This is a genomic window from Steroidobacter sp. (assembly GCF_036406195.1).
In the GTDB taxonomy this organism is placed as follows: domain Bacteria; phylum Pseudomonadota; class Gammaproteobacteria; order Steroidobacterales; family Steroidobacteraceae; genus Steroidobacter.
Genome location: NZ_DASWVW010000001.1, coordinates 329,714 through 347,779, shown reverse-complemented (window position 1 = coordinate 347,779; position 18,066 = coordinate 329,714). Strand labels below are relative to the sequence as shown.

The following is an 18,066-nucleotide window of genomic DNA, read 5'->3' as shown; positions in this document are numbered from 1 at the left end:
CGGCGAGAGTACAACGAGGTCCGTCCCCATTCGAGCCTCGGTCAGCTCACACCGCTGCAGTTCAAACAGACCCAACCAACAACAACCGTGGAAGCCTCATCTCCGAAGTAACTGCTGGTCCGAAGAAAGCCGGCAGGTCAGTTCGCCGACAGCCTCAAGGGCGCGAAGGCCAGTGCCGCGTGGTACAGCCTGGTCGAAACCGCTAAGGCGAATGGGCTTGAGCCCTATGCCTATCTCTGCCGACTCTTCGAGCGGCTGCCACATGCCAAGACGGTCGAGGACTTTGAGGCTTTGCTGCCGTTCAGCACATTTGATCTCTCAGCGCCATAACGGGGAAGAATTCGCGCTTACTACAGATACACACGCAGCTGGCCTTCCGGGAAGAACATCGTCTATCAGCTGCGTGACAGCTGCAGCACCACGCCGCCGCCAAAGTCCAGGCGAACTTCCAACTGTCCGCTGCGCATCGGCAGTCTGCCGAGATCCACGAAGGAGGCAGCCTCGAGTTCAGCCTTAGCGCGCTTCACCGGCGGCTTCTTAGCAGGCTCGCTCCCAGACTTCGTTCGCCACCGGCGCAAACTCGCCAGGCTCACTCGCTCTTGCTGGCAGAACGCCTCCTCGGACTGCCCGCTCGCTTCGAACTTCTCGAGCATCGCGGACCAGGCATCCGCGCTCAGCCGTCGTCGCTTCATCGTCTGCATCGTCTGCATCGCTCACTCCAGTGGTGGTTGACCTGGAGCGGCATTGTCCGCACGCGCGAATAGATCGGAAGAACGCCTCGGAGTTAACGCTTACCCAGCACCCCCTTGCGCGCGTCGACCAGAATCACCGCCAGATCGGCGGTTGAGGCGCCGGTCACCATGTTGCGTGTGTACTGCTCGTGCCCTGGCGTGTCGGCGACGATGAACTTGCGTTTCTCGGTCGCGAAGAATCGGTATGCGACGTCGATCGTGATGCCTTGCTCCCGCTCGGCGGCGAGGCCATCGACGAGGAGGGCAAAGTCGATGTTCTGGCCCTGCGTTCCGAATCGCTTGCTGTCCGCCTCCAGTGCAGCGAGTTGGTCTTCGAAGAGCAACTTCGAGTCGTATAGCAGCCGGCCGATCAGTGTGGACTTGCCGTCGTCCACCGATCCGCAGGTGATGAACCGCAGCAAGGTCTTGTGTTGATGGTGTTCGAGGTACGTTTCGATTTCCGCGGTCATCGACTCATCGGTTCGAAAGGGAGTCGTCCGTTCCAGGCTTGAACTGGGGGCGCTCATCAGAAATAGCCCTCCAGCTTTTTCTTCTCCATGCTGGCCGTCTGATCATGATCGATCCACCGGCCCTCTCGCTCGGAGGTGGTCGCCAACAGCATCTCCTGGATGATCTCCGGCAGCGACCTGGCCGAGCTCTTCACCGCACCGGTCAGCGGATAGCAACCGAGCGTGCGGAAGCGGATCGAGCGTATCGCCGGCGTCTCGCCAGGCCGGAACCGAAAACGGTCGTCATCAATCATCAGGATCAAGCCATCGCGCTGGACGGTCGGGCGCGGCGCGGAAAAATACAGCGGCACGATCGCTATGTCTTCCAGATGGATGTACTGCCAAATGTCGAGCTCGGTCCAGTTCGAGATCGGAAACACTCGAATGGTTTCGCTGGGTGCCTTGCGAGCGTTATAGAGATTCCACAGCTCCGGACGCTGCATTTTCGGATCCCAGCGGTGATTGACGCTCCGGAAGCTGAAGATGCGCTCTTTTGCGCGGCTCTTTTCTTCGTCACGCCGCGCGCCGCCGAACGCGGCGTCGAAGCGGTACTTATCGAGTGCCTGTTTCAGACCTTCCGTCTTCCACAGGTCGGTGTGGAGCGGGCCGTGGTCGAACGGATTGATGCCTTTCGCGAGAGCCTCGGGGTTCTGATACACGATAAGCTCCATGCCGGCATCCTTGGCCGCCTTGTCCCGCATTGCGTACATGTCGCGGAACTTCCACGTCGTATCCACATGCAGCAGCGGAAAGGGTGGGCGCGAGGGATAGAACGCTTTCCTGGCCAGGTGCAGCATCACCGCGCTGTCCTTGCCTATGGAATACAGCATGACCGGCCGCTCCACTTCAGCGACCACCTCGCGAAGAATGTGAATGCTCTCGGCCTCGAGCCTCTGCAGATGCGTTCGTTTGCGGCGCTTGGCTGCGAGCATCGGGCGCGCGCCATCGGCTCGCGACGCTAGCGCTGGCTCATCCTTGAGATTCATAAGACCCGTGCCCCAGCCCTGATTGATCGAGTTGGTCGGGACGGCGAGATTCGAACTCGCGGCCTAACTGCACGCGCAGGAAGGTTACCCGGCTGGCGGCGGCGCCACGTCCCGATCATGGACGGACAAAGTGTGTCCGTTCTGGCCAGAAAGTTTGTCTGCAAATCGGGACCAGCAAGCCGAGCGGCCCGCTTTCAGAGGGATTTTGTGGTATCTACCGCGAGTGTCGGACACCACGGAATTGACAGGCCACCCTTCCGGCTTTGCTGTGAGCAATGAGATTGGTTGATATCCAAACGAGGGGCCCGCGGGTTGTTCGCTGCGGATGAGCTCGCACAATCTATCGCCGGCATTGAAGGATCGCGACCAATTCAATCTTGCCGTTTGTTTGTAACGAAGGGATAAACGACGGCCTCTATAATGAGATCGCTCAAATTTGATTGGTGAACTTTTGTTTCAGCGCTGGAGCACATCGCGCATGGGCAGCGCGTCGGGAAGCGACGTCTAAAGCTTCCTCCGGCTCGCTGCAAACATATCGGGAGCGACGTACGGACATGTGCCGCGGGTTCGTATCCCGGGCTTCCACGGGAGGATCACCATGGTGAACCATCGAATCAACCCCCCACAGCACCAGATCGAAGAGCAAGCCGCGCTGTGGATGCTGCTGAAGGAAGAAGGGCTCACTGCGGCCCAGCGTCGGCGCTACGAAGCGTGGTTGAAGTTGCCGTACCGCGCGGAGGCGCTTCGTCGCATGGAAGGTTTCAACGAGCAGGTGAAAATGCCATGGAGGCGGCGTCGTTTGGCGATCAGGTTGAATCCCTGGAATAATCGGCCGCCTGCTGCAGTGCCAGGCTGAAGCCGAGCTCGGCTGCTCATCACTCCAAAGCCATCTAACGTTGCTGCGTCGCCCCCGGTCCCTTCGGAGGGCTGTTCCTGAAGAACGATTGTCACTGGCGCGAGCACCGCAAGCATCCATCTGCTAACGAGATGCTGAGATTGTCATTGCAGCTGTATTACGTCGCGTTCTTCGACTGAGCTCCGCTGGTCCCTGGGTGACAACCCGCAAGGTTGCACGGACAGATGACTACAGACATTGCGGTAGCGCCGCAGCGATTCCTCGTTTATCGGCCTCTACGAAAGCAAGATCACTGTGCGTATTTGTATGCGGGGGGGCCTTGGTCCTTCCTCAACCGGTCAGTTGTCATGCCGTCAGGAATAGCCATGGTCTCGTAACGCATGTCTAGCCACCCCCCTGCTGATAAATCGGGTATGCAAGCGGCGAATGCGGACGGACCTCGCTCCAGCGAGACCCATGAACAGCACGTAGAGCGCCTGTTTCGTGAGCACAACGAGTCTCTTCTGCGCTATCTCCGCGCGAAGCTGCATTCGTACGAGGAGGCGAAGGAAGTTGCACAAGAAGCCTATGTGCAGTTGCTTGGCCTCGATCATCCCGAGACTGTGCACTTCCTGCAGGGCTATCTATTCAGGACAGCTTCCAATCTCGCAAAGAACCGTATCAAGCAGCGCATCCAGCGGCGACGTAACGATGAGATCGTGTTTTTCGATACGTCGTTTGAAGATAACCGTTCGCCCGAGCGCGCCTGGGCGGGAGATCGAGAGATTGCAGTAGTGTACCGGGCTTTGAACGAGCTGCCGCCGACCTGCCGCGAATCATTCCGGCTGGTTCGTCTCGAGGAGCTCAGTGTCGATGAGGCTGCAAAGCGGCTGAACATCACGCCACGTCATATCAGGCGCAACATTGCCCGCGCGCTTGCTTATCTTCTAGCAGCAGTGGAAGCGGCAGCGAAGCCAGTCGACAACTGCTGCACATGAGGTTGCCCCGAGCGTGCGAATGCACGTGCCGCGCAAACGTGTGTAGGTCTACCGCCCCGCGTTACTAACTTGTGGTCGCGCAGCGCGTGGGCTTGGTACAAGCACGGCAAGCCCGGCGGTCTCAGCATCTCAAACGGCATGGGCGTCACCTCCGTCATCAATGACACGCGCCCGTTTGCTTTCGTCTAAGCCGCCGATGGGAATATCTGGTCCCAGGATTGGGGCGGCTGGGCCCTGGGGTTGGCAAAACAACGGCCAGCGGAGTTAGCGATAACAAAGGGAAGGGGCGCTGGCTGCCGGTGCAGCGACAGTGCCGACTCCAGTGGCACACCGCCAGAGGGCGCACCGTGATTGGCCCCATGACCAGGCGCTGCCTTCCTCCACGCCGACCGCAAATTACCGTCATGTAAATCGCAGTCTCGCAATGGTGGACGATGCCGTGCGGGTATCGACCGCTTGTGGTTGTTGATTTCCTGCGCAAAGCAGCCGGCGACGCAGGAATTCATCGCCGTCCGGGGGGATTGAGACGCAAATGCCTGCTGTGGGCTGGATATGCTCCTGCGACGGGACAGTGGGAGAGAAGTCTTGCGTGGGCTGGCGAAACAATACCTTGATCGGCTGAGTCGCCGTGATTTCCTGATTGGCGATGCACTCGTCGATGGCCGATGGCTATCGGGGGAACAGCGAGCGGCGGTGTTCGATCCGGCGACAGGCGAAGAGATTGCCCACGTCGCCTGCTGCGAGCTTCAGGAAGTGGACCGCGCAATTGCGGCGGCGGAGAGGGACTTTCCGGCGTGGCGCAAGCTTCTGCCCGCCGAGCGGGGCAACATACTGCGGGCTTGGGCTGGCAAGATGCGGGAGCACTCGGAGGATCTCGCCGTCCTGATGACGTGCGAGCAGGGGAAACCGCTGGCCGAGTCGCGCTATGAGATCGAGTATGCGGCAGGCTTTCTGGACTGGTTTGCCGCGGAAGGTGAGCGCGCGTACGGCGAGACGATTCCGAGTCACAAGCGATCGAGCCTGCTGCACACTCGAGCGCAACCAGTCGGCATCGCGGCCATCATCACGCCCTGGAATTTCCCTAGTGCCATGATCACGCGCAAGGCCGCTGCCGCGCTCGCCGCCGGCTGCCCTGTCATCGTGAAACCCGCGCCGGAAACGCCGCTGTCCGGTCTTGCGCTCGGGCGGCTCGGACAAGAGGTCGGGCTGCCTGCGGGAATCTTCCAAGTGCTCACCGGCCATGCCGCGAAGTTGTCGAACCGTTTGCTGGAGGACACTCGCGTAAGGGCGCTCTCGTTCACCGGCTCGACAGCGGTCGGGCGCCTGCTGCTTGGAAAGGCGGCGGAATCGGTGAAGAAGGTGTCGCTCGAGCTTGGCGGGCATGCGCCATTCCTGCTGTTCGAGGACGCGCCGCTCGATCTGGCTGTGCGCGGTGCGATGGCGGCGAAGTTCGCGACTTCCGGTCAGGACTGCCTGGCCGCGAACCGGATTTATGTACAGCGGCCGATCTACGACCGCTTCATCAATGCTTTCGCAGATGCCATTCAAAGCTTGAGAGTGGGGCATGGGCTGGAGCCGGGCACCGACATCGGACCGATGACTCGGCTTTCCGTCGCGGAAAAATGCCACTCGCACATCCAGGATGCGCTCGCGCGCGGTGCACGGCTGATTACCGGCGGTGCCGATTCCAGGCTCGGCGAGCGATTCGTGACTCCCACGCTGCTGGCGGATGTCACGGACGACATGGCGATCGCCACCGAAGAAACATTCGGGCCAGTGGCGGCGGTGCTGCCGTTCGACTCCGAGGATGAAGTGCTGCGCCGGGCGAACGCGAACGAAATGGGGTTGGCGGCGTACCTGTATACGAACGATCTGCGCCGTGGCTTGCGCATCTCGGACAGCCTCGAATGCGGCATGGTGGGAGTCAACACCGCCTCATTCACCGGGCCGCCGATTCCGTTTGGTGGTTGGAAGCAGTCGGGACTCGGCCGGGAAGGCTCGCGTCACGGCATGAGCGAGTATATCGAGCTGAAGTATGTGTGCTTTGGCGATCTGGCGGCGTAGTCGGTTCGCAACGCCATCAGGATCTGACTTTAGGAGTTTGCAACATGCGTGACATCGACGTTTTGATCGATAGTGACCGCGGCAGTGTTCTACATCCGTTCACTCAGCTGAAGGACTTCGCCACCGGCAAGTCGGGTCCGCCCACCATTGTGACGGGCGGCAAGGGCATCCGCATTCAGGACGCCACGGGACGCAGCTACATCGATGGCTTCGCCGGACTGTACTGCGTGAACATCGGGTACGGTCGTACCGAAGTCGCCGAAGCCATTTCGCGCCAGGCGCACGCGCTTGCTTACTATCACTCGTATGCCGCGCATACGACGGAAGAACTGGCCGTGCTGGGACAGCGGCTGGTGCGCATGGCGCCTGGAAAAATGAGCAAGGTGTTCTTTGGCCTTTCCGGTTCGGATGCCAACGAAACCCAGGCGAAGCTGGTTTGGTACTACAACAACCTGCGCGGCCGCCCGCAGAAGAAAAAGATCATTTCGCGCGAGCGCGGCTACCATGGCTGCAGCGTCATCGCGGGATCGATGACGGGCATGTCGTTCTACCACGATTACATGGACCTGCCGTTTGCGGGCATCCTGCACGCCGGCGTTCCTCATCACTATTGGGGGGCTGCGCCGGGCGAGAGCGAAGAAGCCTTCTCGCGTCGCCGGGCGGCGGAGCTCGACGCACTCATCGTGCGCGAAGGGCCTGATACCGTTGGGGCGTTCATTGCCGAGCCGGTACTGGGCACCGGCGGGTTGACGCCGCCTCCGAAGGGCTATTGGCGCGAGATCCAGCAAGTCCTGAAGCGGCATGACGTGCTGCTCATTGCCGACGAGGTGATCTGCGGCTTCGGACGGACCGGGCGGGATTTCGGCAGTCAGTTGTACGACATGGAGCCGGATCTGGTGACGGTTGCGAAGGGCCTCACCTCGGGCTACATGCCGCTGTCAGGCGCAATCGTCTCGGAGAAGATATACTCGGTGATGGAAGAGGCTGCCGACCGCGTCGGCTCCTTCTCTCATGGCTACACATATACCGGCCATCCGATCTCGGCCGCCGCTGCCAACGCGGTGCTCGATATTTTCGAGAAGGAGAAACTGACAGAGCGCGCGGAGAAAGTAGGCGCATATCTGCAGCGGCGCCTGCGCGAGAGCTTTTCCTCAGTGGATATCGTTGGTGAAGTGCGCGGTGTGGGCTTGCTCGCAGCGGTGGAATTCGTGGCTGATCGTGAGCGCAAACGACGATTCGACCCGGCATTGAAGGTGGGCGCACGTGTCTCCAAGGCTGCGCGTGATCGTGGGCTCATCGCCCGCGCCATGCCACACGGAGACATCCTCGGCTTCGCGCCGCCGCTGATCATCACCGAAGCGGAGGTGGATGAAATCGTCGCCATCGCTGTCGAAGCGGTCAACGAGGTCATGGACGAGCTGGCTCGCGAGAAGCGCTGACGGTCATGTTGGCGCATCCCGCTCTGCTGAATCCTCTGTTGACTGCAGGAGTGCCTGAAGCGTTGCAGGCAATGGGCTTGTCGGGGGTCGTGTACGGTGTGTTGGCCAACGACCCCGCCTGGGTGGAATCGTTGGGCGCTACCGTGAACGCGCGGCCATATATGGCCCCTCCACAGGCTCCCGTGCTCTACCTCAAACCGCGCAATACTCTGGCCACCTCGGGGCACCGTGTAGTGCTGGCGCGCGACGAGGTGGGCTATGAGGTTGGCGCCTGCTTGGGCATGGTGATAGGAAGCACGGCCTGTCGCGTCTCGCGCGAACAGGCCCTCGACCATTTGGCGGGCTACATCACCGTGGCCGATCTGAGCCTGCCCCAGAAGAGCTACTACCGGCCAAACCTGCGCTTCAAGGCCCGCGATGGCAGCTGCGTCATCGGTCCACGGGTCACACCAGCAGCGTCGATCTCGACTCCTGATGAACTGTCGATACGAGTCCTCGTGCACGGTAGTGTGGTGCAGACAACAAGCACGGCGGGTCGCACGCGCAGCGCCGCCCAACTCATTGCTGACGTGACTGCATTCATGACTCTACGCCCAGGCGACGTGCTGCTACTTGGCGCAAGCTACGGTGCGCCCGTAGTACGCGCAGGGCAACGCTTCAAGGTGGAGATAGATGGCCTTGACACGTTGACTGCCGAGGTGGAGCACGACGGAGAGATCGAATGAAGAGTGCGCGCGTTGCCTACGCAGGCGCCTTGCATGAAGCCGTGCCGCACCCTCAAGGGTTGCAACTGCGAGACGGTCGCGTGCTGACCGAAGAGTCGGTGGTCTGGCTACCGCCCTTCAATGTCGGCACCATCATAGCTCTGGGCTTGAACTATTCGGACCACGTGAAGGAACTGTCCAAGGAGCTCACGGTTCGATCCGATGACGAGCCGCTGGCCTTTCTCAAGGGTCCTGGCGCGCTGATCGGTCACCGCGGTTTCACCCGCCGGCCGCGCGATGCCAGCTTTATGCACTACGAGTGCGAATTGGCGGTGGTGATCGGCCAGGTAGCGCGCAATGTCAGCCGCAAAGATGCCATGCAGTACGTAGCCGGATACACCGTCTGCAATGACTATGCGGTCCGTGACTACCTGGAGAACTGGTATCGACCCAATATGCGCGTGAAGAATCGTGACACGTGCACCGTGCTCGGTCCGTGGTTCGTCCCTGCAGCCGACGTTCCGGATCCGCAGGCGCTGGCACTTTCGACCACGGTCAACGGTCGGATCACACAGCAGGGCAGCACCGCGAACATGGTCAACGACATTCCCTCTCTCATCGAATACCTGAGCAGCTTCATGACGCTCAATCCTGGCGATGTCATCCTGACGGGAACCCCGGAAGGCGTGGTGAACGTGCAGGCCGGCGATGAGGTCGTTTGTGAGATCGAGGGTATCGGACGTTTGGTGAACACCCTCGTGGACGATGAAGTTTTCGGTTGCTGACCACGACTGCAGAGAAATTCACACATGCAAGTTGATCATCTGATCGGCGGCAAGAGCGTCGTCGGCAAAGACTATTTCCAGACCGTCAATCCAGCCACGCAGGAGGTGCTGGCCGAAGTTGCTGCTGGCGGCGCAGCTGAAGTCAATGCAGCCGTAGCGGCGGCCAAAGATGCCTTCCCCGCGTGGGCCGGGTTGCCCGCGACCGAGCGCGCAAAGCTGCTTCGCAAGCTGGGCGATCTGATCGCGAAGCACGTTCCCGAACTGTCGCGGACCGAGACCAACGACACCGGCCAGACCATTAGCCAGACTGGCAAGCAGCTCGTGCCGCGCGCGGCCGACAACTTTTACTACTTTGCCGAGATGTGTACGCGCGTTGACGGCCACACATACCCTACGCCCACGCATCTGAACTACACGTTGTTTCACCCGGTGGGCGTTTGTGCGCTGATCTCGCCCTGGAATGTGCCTTTCATGACGGCCACCTGGAAGGTGGCGCCTTGCCTTGCGTTCGGCAACACGGCCGTATTGAAGATGAGCGAGTTGTCTCCTCTGACCGCCGCACGCTTGGGTGAGTTGGCAATGGAAGCGGGCATTCCGGCCGGGGTGCTCAATGTAGTTCACGGCTATGGCCAGCCTGCGGGCGAACCTCTGTGCAGCCATCCCGATGTCCGGGCCATCTCGTTCACGGGCTCGACGGCGACCGGCAATCGCATCGTGCAGGCGGCGGGCCTGAAGAAGTTCAGCATGGAGCTGGGCGGCAAGAGCCCCTTCGTGATCTTCGACGATGCCGATTTGGATCGCGCGCTGGACGCCGCTGTGTTCATGATCTTCTCGAACAACGGCGAGCGTTGCACGGCAGGCAGCCGCATCCTGGTGCAGCAGAATATCTACGCCAGCTTTGTCGAGAAGTTCGTGGCCCGCGCCAAGCGCATTACGGTGGGCGATCCACTCGATGAGAAGACCATCATCGGTCCCATGATCTCCCAAGGTCACCTGGCCAAGGTGCGCAGCTACATCGAGCTGGGCCAGAAGGAGGGCGCCACGATGTTGTGCGGCGGCCTGGAGGTGCCGGCGCTGCCCGATCGCGTGAAGCGGGGCAATTTCGTCGTGCCCACGGTGTTTGCCGATGTGGACAACCGCATGAAGATCGCCCAGGAAGAAATCTTCGGTCCGGTCGCCTGCCTGATTCCGTTCAAGGACGAGCAGGACGCGATCCGCATCGCGAACGACATTGCCTATGGTCTGTCGAGCTACGTGTGGACGGAGAACATCGGCAAGGCGCACCGTGTCGCTGCCGCCGTCGAGGCGGGCATGTGCTTCGTCAACAGCCAGAACGTGCGTGATCTGCGGCAGCCCTTCGGCGGCACCAAGGCCAGCGGCACCGGCCGTGAGGGCGGTACCTGGAGCTACGAAGTGTTCCTGGAGCCCAAGAACGTGGCGGTGAGCCTCGGGTCGCACCACATCCCTCGATGGGGTGTCTGACCCAGAAGGGCGCCGTCGTGCAGCGAGCAGCAACTCGTCAAGACAAGTCACTCGAGGAGACATGAATCATGGGGAAGCTCGCACTCGCGGCCAAGATCACTCACGTCCCTTCGCTCTATCTCAGTGAACTGGACGGCCCGCGCAAGGGCAGCCGCCAGGCCGCCATCGACGGCCACAAGGAGATCGGCCGTCGCTGCCGCGAGCTGGGCGTGGACACCATCGTGGTGTTCGATACCCATTGGCTGGTCAACGCCAGCTACCACGTCAACTGCGCGCCGCACTTCAAGGGCGTGTACACCAGCAACGAATTGCCGCACTTCATCAGCAACATGTCTTATGAATTCCCCGGCAATCCGACGCTGGGCAGATTGCTGGCCCGAGCGTGCAACGAGCGGGGTGTGGAGACGCTGGCGCACGATGCCACCACGCTTGGCCCCGAGTACGGCACCCTGGTGCCCATGCGCTACATGAATGCGGACCAGCGCTTCAAAGTCATCTGTGTCTCGGCTTTGTGCACCAGTCACTATCTGAATGACAGTGCCCGTCTGGGTTGGGCCATGCGCCGCGCGGTGGAAGATCACTACGAGGGTACGGTGGCCTTCTTCGCCAGCGGCTCGCTGTCTCACCGCTTCGCGCAGAACGGGCTGGCGCCACAGTTCGCCGACCGCGTGTGGAGTCCCTTTCTGGAGCGACTGGACCACGAAGTGATCCGCATGTGGGAGCAGGGCGAATGGGCCGACTTCTGTGCCATGCTGCCCGAGTATGCCTCTAAAGGTCATGGCGAGGGCTTCATGCACGACACGGCCATGCTGCTTGGCGCATTGGGTTGGTCGGCCTACGATGGCAGGGCGGAAGTCATCACGCCGTACTTCGGCTCGTCCGCGACTGGACAGATCAATGTGGTGTTGCCGGTGACTCCGCAGGACGGCGATGCCATCCCGGAGGCGCAAGCAAGCCGAGCCGAGGGATTCCAATCGCTGTCTCGTCTCTGAGCGAAGATCCGAGCGCCCATGCCACACCTGGTCATTCTTTATACGCCCAACCTCGAACACCGCACCGACATGACGACGCTGTGCCGGCGTCTTGCGGATGTGATGCTTGAACAGCGTGACGAGCAGGGGCGTCAGGTCTTTCCCACGGGCGGCACGCGCGTACTGGCTTTCCCGGCGGCGCATTATGCTGTCGCCGATGGCAAGGGCGACTATGCCTTCGTGTATCTCAACTTGCGGATGGGAGCCGGGCGAACGCCTGCCGTGCAGAAGCGAGTTGGCGACGAGCTGCTGGCCGCGGTGAAGGCACACGTGGCGCCGATCTTCGATCAGCAGTTGCTGGGTTGTACCCTGCAAATCGACGAGAGTCCCGGGCAGGTGTACGACGGCAAGCACAGCAACCTGCATCCTCTGTTCAACAAGAAATAGTACGCCGCATGCTGACCCCGGCCCTGATCGATCAATTGGCGCAAGAGCTCGATGCCAGCGAGAAATCGCGCACGCAAGTCGAGCATTTCTCCAAGCGTTTCCCCACGATGACCCTGCAGGATGGCTATGCCATCTCGCGCGCCTGGATGAAGCTCAAGCTGGCGGAGGGAGCGGTCGTCAAGGGCCACAAGATCGGCTTGACCTCCCGGGCGATGCAGCAGGCCAGCCAGATCAATGAGCCCGACTACGGCACCTTGCTGGAAGAGATGTTCTTCGAACCGGGGGATATTCCGACCGACCGGTTCATCGCACCGCGCGTGGAAGTCGAGCTGGCCTTCATCCTGAAGGACAGACTCGATCCTGAAGGCGTCAGCGTCGAGCGCGTGCTGGCCGCTACTGACTACATCCAGCCTGCGATCGAGATCATCGACTCACGGATCGAGCAGTTCGACCGGCACACCAAGGCGATGCGCAAGGTGTACGACACCATCAGCGACAACGCGGCGTGCGCGGGTATCATTCTTGGCGGCCGGAAGGTTCGCCCCAGCGAGGTGGATCTACCGTGGTGTGGCGCTGTCCTGCGTCAGAACGATGTGGTGGAAGAAACCGGGTTGGCAGCGGGCGTTCAGGGGCACCCGGCCGTGGGCATCGCCTGGTTGGCCCAGAAGCTCGCTCCTTGGGGCGAGGCTCTGCTGCCGGGACACGTCGTTCTGGCCGGCTCCTTCACGCGCCCCGTGACTGCGAAGCGCGGCGATGTCTTCGACGCCGACTACGGTGTTCTCGGCCGGTTCAAGTTCACATTCGTCTGAGGGTACGGCGATGCAAATGCCGCAGAACGCATTCAAGCGGGCCCTGCGCAATGGACAGGTGCAACTGGGCTTATGGCTCGGCTATGCCGATGCCTATGTGGCCGAGTCCTTGGCCAACACCGGCTATGACTGGCTGTTGATCGATGCGGAGCATGCACCCAATGATCTGCGCAGCATTCTTGCCCAGCTTCAGGCCATTGCTGCGTACCAGTCGCATCCCATCGTGCGGCCGCCGGAAGGCACGGCCGTCGCCATCAAGCAGCTGCTCGATCTGGGCGCACAGACCTTGCTGATCCCGATGGTGGACACGCCCGAACAAGCCGCGCAGATGGTGGCCGCAACGCGCTACCCACCTCATGGTGTCCGAGGCGTAGGCAGTGCATTGGCTCGGTCTTCGCGATGGAATCAGATCGACGGCTATCTCAACCATGCCGACAGCGAAATCTGTTTGCTCGTGCAGGTGGAGAGCGCAGCCGCATTGAATCGCGTTCCGGAGATCGCTGCGGTGGACGGCGTGGATGGCGTTTTCTTCGGTCCCGCCGATCTGTCCGCGTCCATGGGTTTGCTGGGCCAGCCCGGGCATCCCCGGGTGCAGCAGGCTATCGTGGACGGCATCCAGGCCGTTCGGACCGCGGGTAAGGCGACGGGAGTGCTCTCGGCCGATCCGGCTCTCGCCAAGAAATATCTTGAAGCGGGTGCGACTTTTGTCGCCGTGGGCATCGATACTACGCTGCTGGTGCGTGCAGCCAAGGAGTTGTTGGCTGTGTTCAATCCCAATGCCGACAAGGCTGCTGCATCCGCGCCCTCGGCAGCTTACTGAGACGCTGCGTCTCCAAGCGCCGCGCCATCGGCCTCCAGGGGAAGGGTAAACCCGACTTTCACGCGATCCATGATGACCAGGGTCTTGAATGTCTTGATGTCTGGATTCTCGTAGAAGAATCGCCGCGTAAACTCCTCGTAGTCCTCCATGTCCTTGGCGGTTATGTACAGCACGAAGTCGCTTTCGCCGGTGACATAGAAGCCGTTGACGACCTCGCAGGTTGCGCGAATGGCTTTCTTGAAACGGTCGATGATGTCACGCCGCTCGCGCTCGAGTTTCACCAGCACCAGCATCTGGATCCGGCGACCCACGGCCTTGGGAGATACGATCGAGACATCCGCCTCGATGATGCCCTCGGCGCGCAACTGTTTCAGTCGCCGCTGACACGCGGTGGCCGACAGCCCCACCATCTCGGCGATCACCTCGGACGTGAGCCGATTGTTCTTCTGCACGATGCTTAGAATGCGAATGTCGGTTTGATCGAGTTCCATGGCGGCTCGTCCACGGTGAGAGTCTTCTGAAGGAATTTACATGCGTGGGCCTTGTTGTTTGAGTCTCCGGCTCGTCAACGGGATGGCGCAGGGGCGGCGTCGGCATGTTCGGCGCAATCCAGATCGCGGCGAATGAAGAAGGACCCGGCCAGGAAACAAAGCGCAGCGAGAACCACGGCAGGGACCGTAGCCATCAAGGCCCATCGCACGGCTTCCGGCCCGAAGCTGGACGTGAAGCCGTCGGTCATCACGCCAACGAAAGTCGGGCCCATGCCCCCGCCAATCAGAATGCACAGCATGTTGATGACCGCGGCGGTCAGGGTGCGGGCTCGCACTCTCGAAAGCGACTGCACCAACGCCGCGACGGGCCCGAGCTGCATCGCCGTCAGTGCACTGCCGATCGCGTAAGCAAGCATCGCCGTGGCAACCGAGGGTGCCAGGAGAAACGTGGCCAGAACAGGGGCCGCGCACAGGGTAGTCAACGCAGGCAACCGCAGAGTCCAACTTTCGGAGCCAGGCTTGAGCCTTCCCACGAGGAAGCCACCCAGCAAAGTGCCGGCACAGCCACCAAGGCCGCCAGCAAATCCGAGCCAGGTGCCAAGCTCTCCGCCACTGAGATGATGGACGCGCCGCAGGAAGGTCGGTACCCAGGCTCCAAACCCGAAATTGGAAGCGGCGATGAGGACCGAGCCGAGCGTCAGCAACACCAGCGAGCGCTGACTCAAAATGAAGCTCAGGCTTTCACGAATGGTCAGTGGTCTGGGATCGACCGGTCTGGCTTCGGACATGCCGCGCTGTGGCTCGCGCACAGTGAAGTACAGCACCGCGGCCAGAGCCAGGCCGGGCAGCCCGGCGATCATGAAGGCGGCACGCCATCCATACCATTCACTGATCCAGCCGCCGAACAAATACCCGAACAGCACCCCAACATAGATCGACGTCTGGAAGATCGACATTGCCCGGGCTCGATCCGCCCGCGGAAAGTAGTCCGCGATCATCGAAGATGACGGCGACGTGCCGCCGGACTCGCCTATGGCCACGAACACGCGTGCGCATGCGAGCTGCCAGTAATGTTGGGCGAATCCCGATAGTGCGGTGGCGAGGCTCCAGATCGACAGGCCGATCGTTACGATGAGGCGCCGTTCGCCAAGATCCGCCCATCGTGCAATGGGGATGCCGAACAGCACGTAGAAGATGGAAAACCCGAAGCCGGTCAGCAGCCCCATGGCCGTGTTGGAGATCCCCAGCTCGGCCTGAATCGGGTCGATCAGAATATTGAGAATCTGCCGGTCGAGAAAGTTGAGTCCGTAGACGCCACAAAGCAGGAACAACACATAGTGGCGATATCTCGACGAGTTGTATTTGGACTCGGGCTGTGAGGTCATTGCCATGGCTTGTTGGGTTGCGAACGGTTGACTGCATGGGCAGCGTCGCAGATCGACGCCTGGCAGCACTCGAATCCAGCTACTGGAAACGGCGATTTATCTGAAAGTAACGGCGAGTCTAATTTATTGAACCGCGGGTCTGCAACATGCTATGTTCGACCATGCCTGCAACAGAAGAGTCGCGCAATCATGAATGAGACACGCCAGAAGTCCGGGTCGGTCGCAACCGGTCCAGTCAAGCGGGGACCGTGGGTCGTAACAGTGCAAATTCCAAAGGACCCAACCACGGGTGGGCTGTCGCGCGGAGACATTCGCGAGCAGTCGCGCAGGGTCTTTGAGGGCCTCAAGGAATCAATGCGCGAAGCGGGCGGCTCGCTGCGCGATGTCACTCTCGTGCAGGTCTTCTTGATCAGTGCTGCCGATTGGTCGGCGATGAACGAGGTTTGGGCGGAGTACTTCACGGAGGCGCCGTTTCCAGAGCGAGCCACCATCGTCGCCAAAGAGCTCGCGAGACCGGAGATGCTAATCGAGATCGTGGCGTTTGCTTACGTGGAAGCGGCCTGAGCATGCCTGAGGCACTACCAGTCGTTGTCATAGGCGCGGGCGTCGCCGGCCTGTCGGTTGCGGTTCACCTGCAGCGGCTCGGTCGCAAGGTCGTCGTAATCGATCGTCTCGAGCCTCCCGGTGGCGCTTCATTCGGCAACTGCGGTTTTATCTCGCCCAACTCGTGCATCCCGGCTTCGAGGCCCGGCATGATGCGTCACGTGCCGCGGTGGCTCAGCGATCCGGAGGGGCCGTTGCGAATCGATCCCTCCTATGCGCTTCGAGCCGCACCGTGGCTGATGCGTTGGATGCTGGCGGGGCGCAGCGCCCGCAGGAGCGAGGTGTCGGCGGCGCTGAACACACTGCACCAGACCACTTGGGAAGAGTGGCGAACGCTGCTGGGCGCTCAATCGTTCAATGACCTGATGCGCCCCAGCGCGGTGGTCTCGCTTACCAACCTGGCGACCGATGGGCCGTTGCAGGAGCAAGAAAAGAAACTGGAAGAGCGCTTCGGTATCAAGAGAGAGACGATCGGGCGCGCCGAGATCAGAGAGATGTTCCCGGGCATCTCTGAGGAGGTCGCACGTGGCGTGGTGCTGCCTCCCAATGGCTATGTCGTGAGCACGACCCGCCTTTTCAGAACGTTGGCGCAGATATTCCGTGAGGCGGGCGGACAGATCGTCTATGAAGATGTCCAGAAGGTCATCCCCTCCGGTGAGGGCAACCGCTGGATCATCATGACCAATGCGCAAAATCACATCGCGAACGATGTGGTGATTGCCGCCGGGGTATGGTCGGCACGGCTTCTTTCCCCGCTCGGGGTACGAGTTCCTCTCCAGTCGCAACGCGGATACCACGTGATGTTGCCCGCGCCGTCGCTGGAGCTGCGGCATGGGTTGATCCACCGGGAATTTGCTCTAGGCATCACGCCCATGGAGGAGGGCTTGCGAGTGGGCGGCACCATCGAATTCGCCGGGCTGGATGCGGCTCCGGACGAGCGCCGGGCAATTGTCTTGCACAAGAGAGCGGTCCGCGTGTTTCCCGAGCTTCGCGCCGGCCGTCCGAGCTGGTGGATGGGGCACCGTCCAAGCCTGCCGGATGAGCTTCCGGCCCTCGGGCCCATCCCCGGTCATCCGGGGCTGCATGCCTGCTTCGGTCACGGGATGAGCGGTCTGAGCGGAGGGCCTTTGAGCGGACGGCTCGTCGCAGAGCTGGTCGTCGGTCGGCAGCCTGCGCTCGATTTGAGTCCTTACTCGATCACGCGCTTCTGACGAGCGCGCGATCGGTTCAGGTCGCTGGCGTGGGCAGCAACCCGTGCTTGCAGAACTCGATGAAGCGCTCGACGATGACCTTGAGGTCGTGGCCGACGTCCGGGTTGTACCACTGGAGGATGTGCCGCGAAGCGCCGAGGATGAACAGGGCGGTCAGCTCGGGATCGCAAGGGCGAATGCTGCCATCCTTGATGCCAACCTCGATAAATCCGCGCAGGCGGGCCTCGCACGCGGCGAGCCGCTGACTGAGCTTCTGGCGCATCTTCGCGTCACGAATCGCGTCGAGCTCCATCAGCGGGGTCATCGACATGACGCCGCTGCTCGCGTCGATTCGCAAGTACGCGATGATCTTCTCGAGGCCGGTCTTGCCCTCGAGGTCGGCTTGGTCGTAGCACTTCTCGGTCAGCTCGATCGAGCGCAGGTAGCAGCGGCAGAGCAGCTCGTTCTTGTTCTTTACGTAGTGATAAAGCGCGGTCTTGGTGACGTTCAGCCGGCTCGCGATGTCATCGAGCGAGGTGGCGTTGTAGCCCTTGCGTGTGAAGAGCATGTCGGCTTCCTGGAGGATGACCTCCAGCTTGATCTTGGCCGACTCGAGCCTGGCCTTGTCCCAAGCCGAGCGTCCACGTTCTGCCTCGTGGCGCATCGAGTTATTCCTCGTTCCTTTTCAACTGGATCAACCGGACAACCCATCTGACGACGCGGTAACTCTACACCGAATTGCCCTATGAATAAACTAAACATTTGGTAGGTGTAATTGAACCTATAGTATATTCGATCAGAAGTAGAAGTTTCGCGG

General features: G+C 61.2%; 19 protein-coding genes, 1 tRNA gene and 2 pseudogenes. 15 read left to right on the top strand and 7 right to left on the bottom strand.

Annotation, left to right across the window (positions count from 1 at the left end; all coding sequences use genetic code 11):
• Positions 1-111 (top strand): integrase core domain-containing protein (locus tag VGE08_RS26460; RefSeq protein ID WP_414717438.1); only part of this gene is annotated, 111 nt, incomplete at its 5' end.
• 36 nt (positions 112-147) lie between these two features.
• A pseudogene (locus tag VGE08_RS01485) lies at positions 148-330 on the top strand (transposase domain-containing protein); the annotation flags it as partial.
• Positions 331-395: 65 nt separating this feature from the next.
• Here the strand turns inward: VGE08_RS01485 and tnpA are convergent.
• From tnpA to VGE08_RS01465, 4 genes and pseudogenes are all read right to left on the bottom strand, one after another.
• A complete protein-coding gene (gene tnpA, locus VGE08_RS01480; protein WP_331066070.1) occupies positions 396-710 on the bottom strand; it encodes an IS66 family insertion sequence element accessory protein TnpA in 315 nt (104 codons plus the stop codon).
• 86 nt (positions 711-796) lie between these two features.
• A pseudogene (locus tag VGE08_RS01475) lies at positions 797-1,201 on the bottom strand (GTP-binding protein); the annotation flags it as partial.
• A 56-nt stretch (positions 1,202-1,257) separates the two neighbouring features.
• Positions 1,258-2,172, bottom strand: a complete 915-nt coding sequence (cysD, locus tag VGE08_RS01470) for a sulfate adenylyltransferase subunit CysD (protein WP_331066078.1) — start codon at positions 2,170-2,172, stop codon at positions 1,258-1,260.
• An 86-nt stretch (positions 2,173-2,258) separates the two neighbouring features.
• A tRNA-OTHER gene (locus VGE08_RS01465) sits at positions 2,259-2,340 on the bottom strand.
• Positions 2,341-2,824: 484 nt separating this feature from the next.
• Here VGE08_RS01465 and VGE08_RS01460 point away from each other — a divergent pair.
• The 11 genes from VGE08_RS01460 (at position 2,825) to hpaI (ending at position 13,580) form a co-directional block, all read left to right on the top strand.
• Positions 2,825-3,082 (top strand): hypothetical protein, encoded by a 258-nt coding sequence (locus VGE08_RS01460; protein ID WP_331066069.1) that lies wholly within the window; start codon positions 2,825-2,827, stop codon positions 3,080-3,082.
• Positions 3,083-3,495: 413 nt separating this feature from the next.
• Positions 3,496-4,059: an RNA polymerase sigma factor gene (locus VGE08_RS01455; protein ID WP_331066068.1), complete on the top strand. Its 564-nt coding sequence runs from the start codon at positions 3,496-3,498 to the stop codon at positions 4,057-4,059.
• Positions 4,060-4,644: 585 nt separating this feature from the next.
• A complete protein-coding gene (locus VGE08_RS01450) occupies positions 4,645-6,123 on the top strand; it encodes an NAD-dependent succinate-semialdehyde dehydrogenase (protein WP_331066067.1) in 1,479 nt (492 codons plus the stop codon).
• A gap of 44 nt (positions 6,124-6,167) precedes the next feature.
• Positions 6,168-7,562, top strand: coding sequence for an aminotransferase (locus VGE08_RS01445; RefSeq protein WP_331066066.1), 1,395 nt, complete (start codon positions 6,168-6,170; stop codon positions 7,560-7,562).
• Positions 7,563-7,567: 5 nt separating this feature from the next.
• The gene (locus VGE08_RS01440; protein ID WP_331066065.1) at positions 7,568-8,287 is read left to right on the top strand and encodes a fumarylacetoacetate hydrolase family protein; all 720 of its coding nucleotides are present in this window, start codon (positions 7,568-7,570) and stop codon (positions 8,285-8,287) included.
• Positions 8,284-9,051 carry a fumarylacetoacetate hydrolase family protein gene (locus VGE08_RS01435; protein ID WP_331066064.1) on the top strand — a complete coding sequence of 256 codons (768 nt, stop codon included), beginning with the start codon at positions 8,284-8,286 and terminating at the stop codon, positions 9,049-9,051. Before VGE08_RS01440 ends, VGE08_RS01435 begins: the two co-directional genes overlap by 4 nt.
• A 24-nt stretch (positions 9,052-9,075) precedes the next feature.
• Complete coding sequence (gene hpaE, locus VGE08_RS01430) at positions 9,076-10,533, top strand: 5-carboxymethyl-2-hydroxymuconate semialdehyde dehydrogenase (RefSeq protein ID WP_331066063.1); 1,458 nt, start codon at positions 9,076-9,078, stop codon at positions 10,531-10,533.
• A 68-nt stretch (positions 10,534-10,601) separates the two neighbouring features.
• On the top strand, positions 10,602-11,525 hold the full coding sequence (gene hpaD / locus VGE08_RS01425) for a 3,4-dihydroxyphenylacetate 2,3-dioxygenase (protein WP_331066062.1): 924 nt from the start codon (positions 10,602-10,604) through the stop codon (positions 11,523-11,525).
• An 18-nt stretch (positions 11,526-11,543) separates the two neighbouring features.
• On the top strand, positions 11,544-11,951 hold the full coding sequence (locus tag VGE08_RS01420) for a 5-carboxymethyl-2-hydroxymuconate Delta-isomerase (protein ID WP_331066061.1): 408 nt from the start codon (positions 11,544-11,546) through the stop codon (positions 11,949-11,951).
• Between the two features lie 8 nt (positions 11,952-11,959).
• Positions 11,960-12,760 (top strand): 2-oxo-hept-4-ene-1,7-dioate hydratase, encoded by an 801-nt coding sequence (gene hpaH / locus VGE08_RS01415; RefSeq protein ID WP_331066060.1) that lies wholly within the window; start codon positions 11,960-11,962, stop codon positions 12,758-12,760.
• A 10-nt stretch (positions 12,761-12,770) separates the two neighbouring features.
• Entirely contained in the window at positions 12,771-13,580 is an 810-nt protein-coding gene (gene hpaI, locus VGE08_RS01410; RefSeq protein ID WP_331066059.1) for a 4-hydroxy-2-oxoheptanedioate aldolase, read from the top strand.
• Here the strand turns inward: hpaI and VGE08_RS01405 are convergent.
• Positions 13,574-14,071 (bottom strand): Lrp/AsnC family transcriptional regulator, encoded by a 498-nt coding sequence (locus VGE08_RS01405; RefSeq protein WP_331066058.1) that lies wholly within the window; start codon positions 14,069-14,071, stop codon positions 13,574-13,576. The genes hpaI and VGE08_RS01405 overlap by 7 nt on opposite strands.
• A gap of 74 nt (positions 14,072-14,145) precedes the next feature.
• Complete coding sequence (locus VGE08_RS01400; RefSeq protein WP_331066057.1) at positions 14,146-15,462, bottom strand: MFS transporter; 1,317 nt, start codon at positions 15,460-15,462, stop codon at positions 14,146-14,148.
• A 255-nt stretch (positions 15,463-15,717) separates the two neighbouring features.
• Between VGE08_RS01400 and VGE08_RS01395 the strand changes: the two genes are divergently transcribed.
• The gene (locus tag VGE08_RS01395; protein ID WP_331066056.1) at positions 15,718-16,020 is read left to right on the top strand and encodes a RidA family protein; all 303 of its coding nucleotides are present in this window, start codon (positions 15,718-15,720) and stop codon (positions 16,018-16,020) included.
• A 2-nt stretch (positions 16,021-16,022) separates the two neighbouring features.
• The gene (locus VGE08_RS01390) at positions 16,023-17,270 is read left to right on the top strand and encodes an FAD-binding oxidoreductase (RefSeq protein WP_331066055.1); all 1,248 of its coding nucleotides are present in this window, start codon (positions 16,023-16,025) and stop codon (positions 17,268-17,270) included.
• Between the two features lie 16 nt (positions 17,271-17,286).
• Here the strand turns inward: VGE08_RS01390 and VGE08_RS01385 are convergent, their stop codons facing one another.
• Positions 17,287-17,913 carry a TetR/AcrR family transcriptional regulator gene (locus VGE08_RS01385; RefSeq protein WP_331066054.1) on the bottom strand — a complete coding sequence of 209 codons (627 nt, stop codon included), beginning with the start codon at positions 17,911-17,913 and terminating at the stop codon, positions 17,287-17,289.
• Between the last annotated feature and the right edge of the window lie 153 nt (positions 17,914-18,066).

What these genes read in the sequence shown, in the direction of transcription:
- hpaD (WP_331066062.1), top strand. Translation starts at nt 10,602, where the DNA reads ATGGGGAAGCTCGCACTCGCGGCCAAGATCACTCACGTCCCTTCGCTC.
- VGE08_RS01390 (WP_331066055.1), top strand. Translation starts at nt 16,023, where the DNA reads ATGCCTGAGGCACTACCAGTCGTTGTCATAGGCGCGGGCGTCGCCGGC.
- VGE08_RS01445 (WP_331066066.1), top strand. Translation starts at nt 6,168, where the DNA reads ATGCGTGACATCGACGTTTTGATCGATAGTGACCGCGGCAGTGTTCTA.
- tnpA (WP_331066070.1), bottom strand. Translation starts at nt 710, where the DNA reads ATGCAGACGATGCAGACGATGAAGCGACGACGGCTGAGCGCGGATGCC.
- VGE08_RS01420 (WP_331066061.1), top strand. Translation starts at nt 11,544, where the DNA reads ATGCCACACCTGGTCATTCTTTATACGCCCAACCTCGAACACCGCACC.
- hpaE (WP_331066063.1), top strand. Translation starts at nt 9,076, where the DNA reads ATGCAAGTTGATCATCTGATCGGCGGCAAGAGCGTCGTCGGCAAAGAC.
- VGE08_RS01455 (WP_331066068.1), top strand. Translation starts at nt 3,496, where the DNA reads ATGCAAGCGGCGAATGCGGACGGACCTCGCTCCAGCGAGACCCATGAA.
- cysD (WP_331066078.1), bottom strand. Translation starts at nt 2,172, where the DNA reads ATGCTCGCAGCCAAGCGCCGCAAACGAACGCATCTGCAGAGGCTCGAG.
- VGE08_RS01385 (WP_331066054.1), bottom strand. Translation starts at nt 17,913, where the DNA reads ATGCGCCACGAGGCAGAACGTGGACGCTCGGCTTGGGACAAGGCCAGG.
- VGE08_RS01400 (WP_331066057.1), bottom strand. Translation starts at nt 15,462, where the DNA reads ATGGCAATGACCTCACAGCCCGAGTCCAAATACAACTCGTCGAGATAT.
- VGE08_RS01405 (WP_331066058.1), bottom strand. Translation starts at nt 14,071, where the DNA reads ATGGAACTCGATCAAACCGACATTCGCATTCTAAGCATCGTGCAGAAG.
- VGE08_RS01440 (WP_331066065.1), top strand. Translation starts at nt 7,568, where the DNA reads ATGTTGGCGCATCCCGCTCTGCTGAATCCTCTGTTGACTGCAGGAGTG.
- VGE08_RS01460 (WP_331066069.1), top strand. Translation starts at nt 2,825, where the DNA reads ATGGTGAACCATCGAATCAACCCCCCACAGCACCAGATCGAAGAGCAA.
- VGE08_RS01435 (WP_331066064.1), top strand. Translation starts at nt 8,284, where the DNA reads ATGAAGAGTGCGCGCGTTGCCTACGCAGGCGCCTTGCATGAAGCCGTG.
- hpaH (WP_331066060.1), top strand. Translation starts at nt 11,960, where the DNA reads ATGCTGACCCCGGCCCTGATCGATCAATTGGCGCAAGAGCTCGATGCC.
- hpaI (WP_331066059.1), top strand. Translation starts at nt 12,771, where the DNA reads ATGCAAATGCCGCAGAACGCATTCAAGCGGGCCCTGCGCAATGGACAG.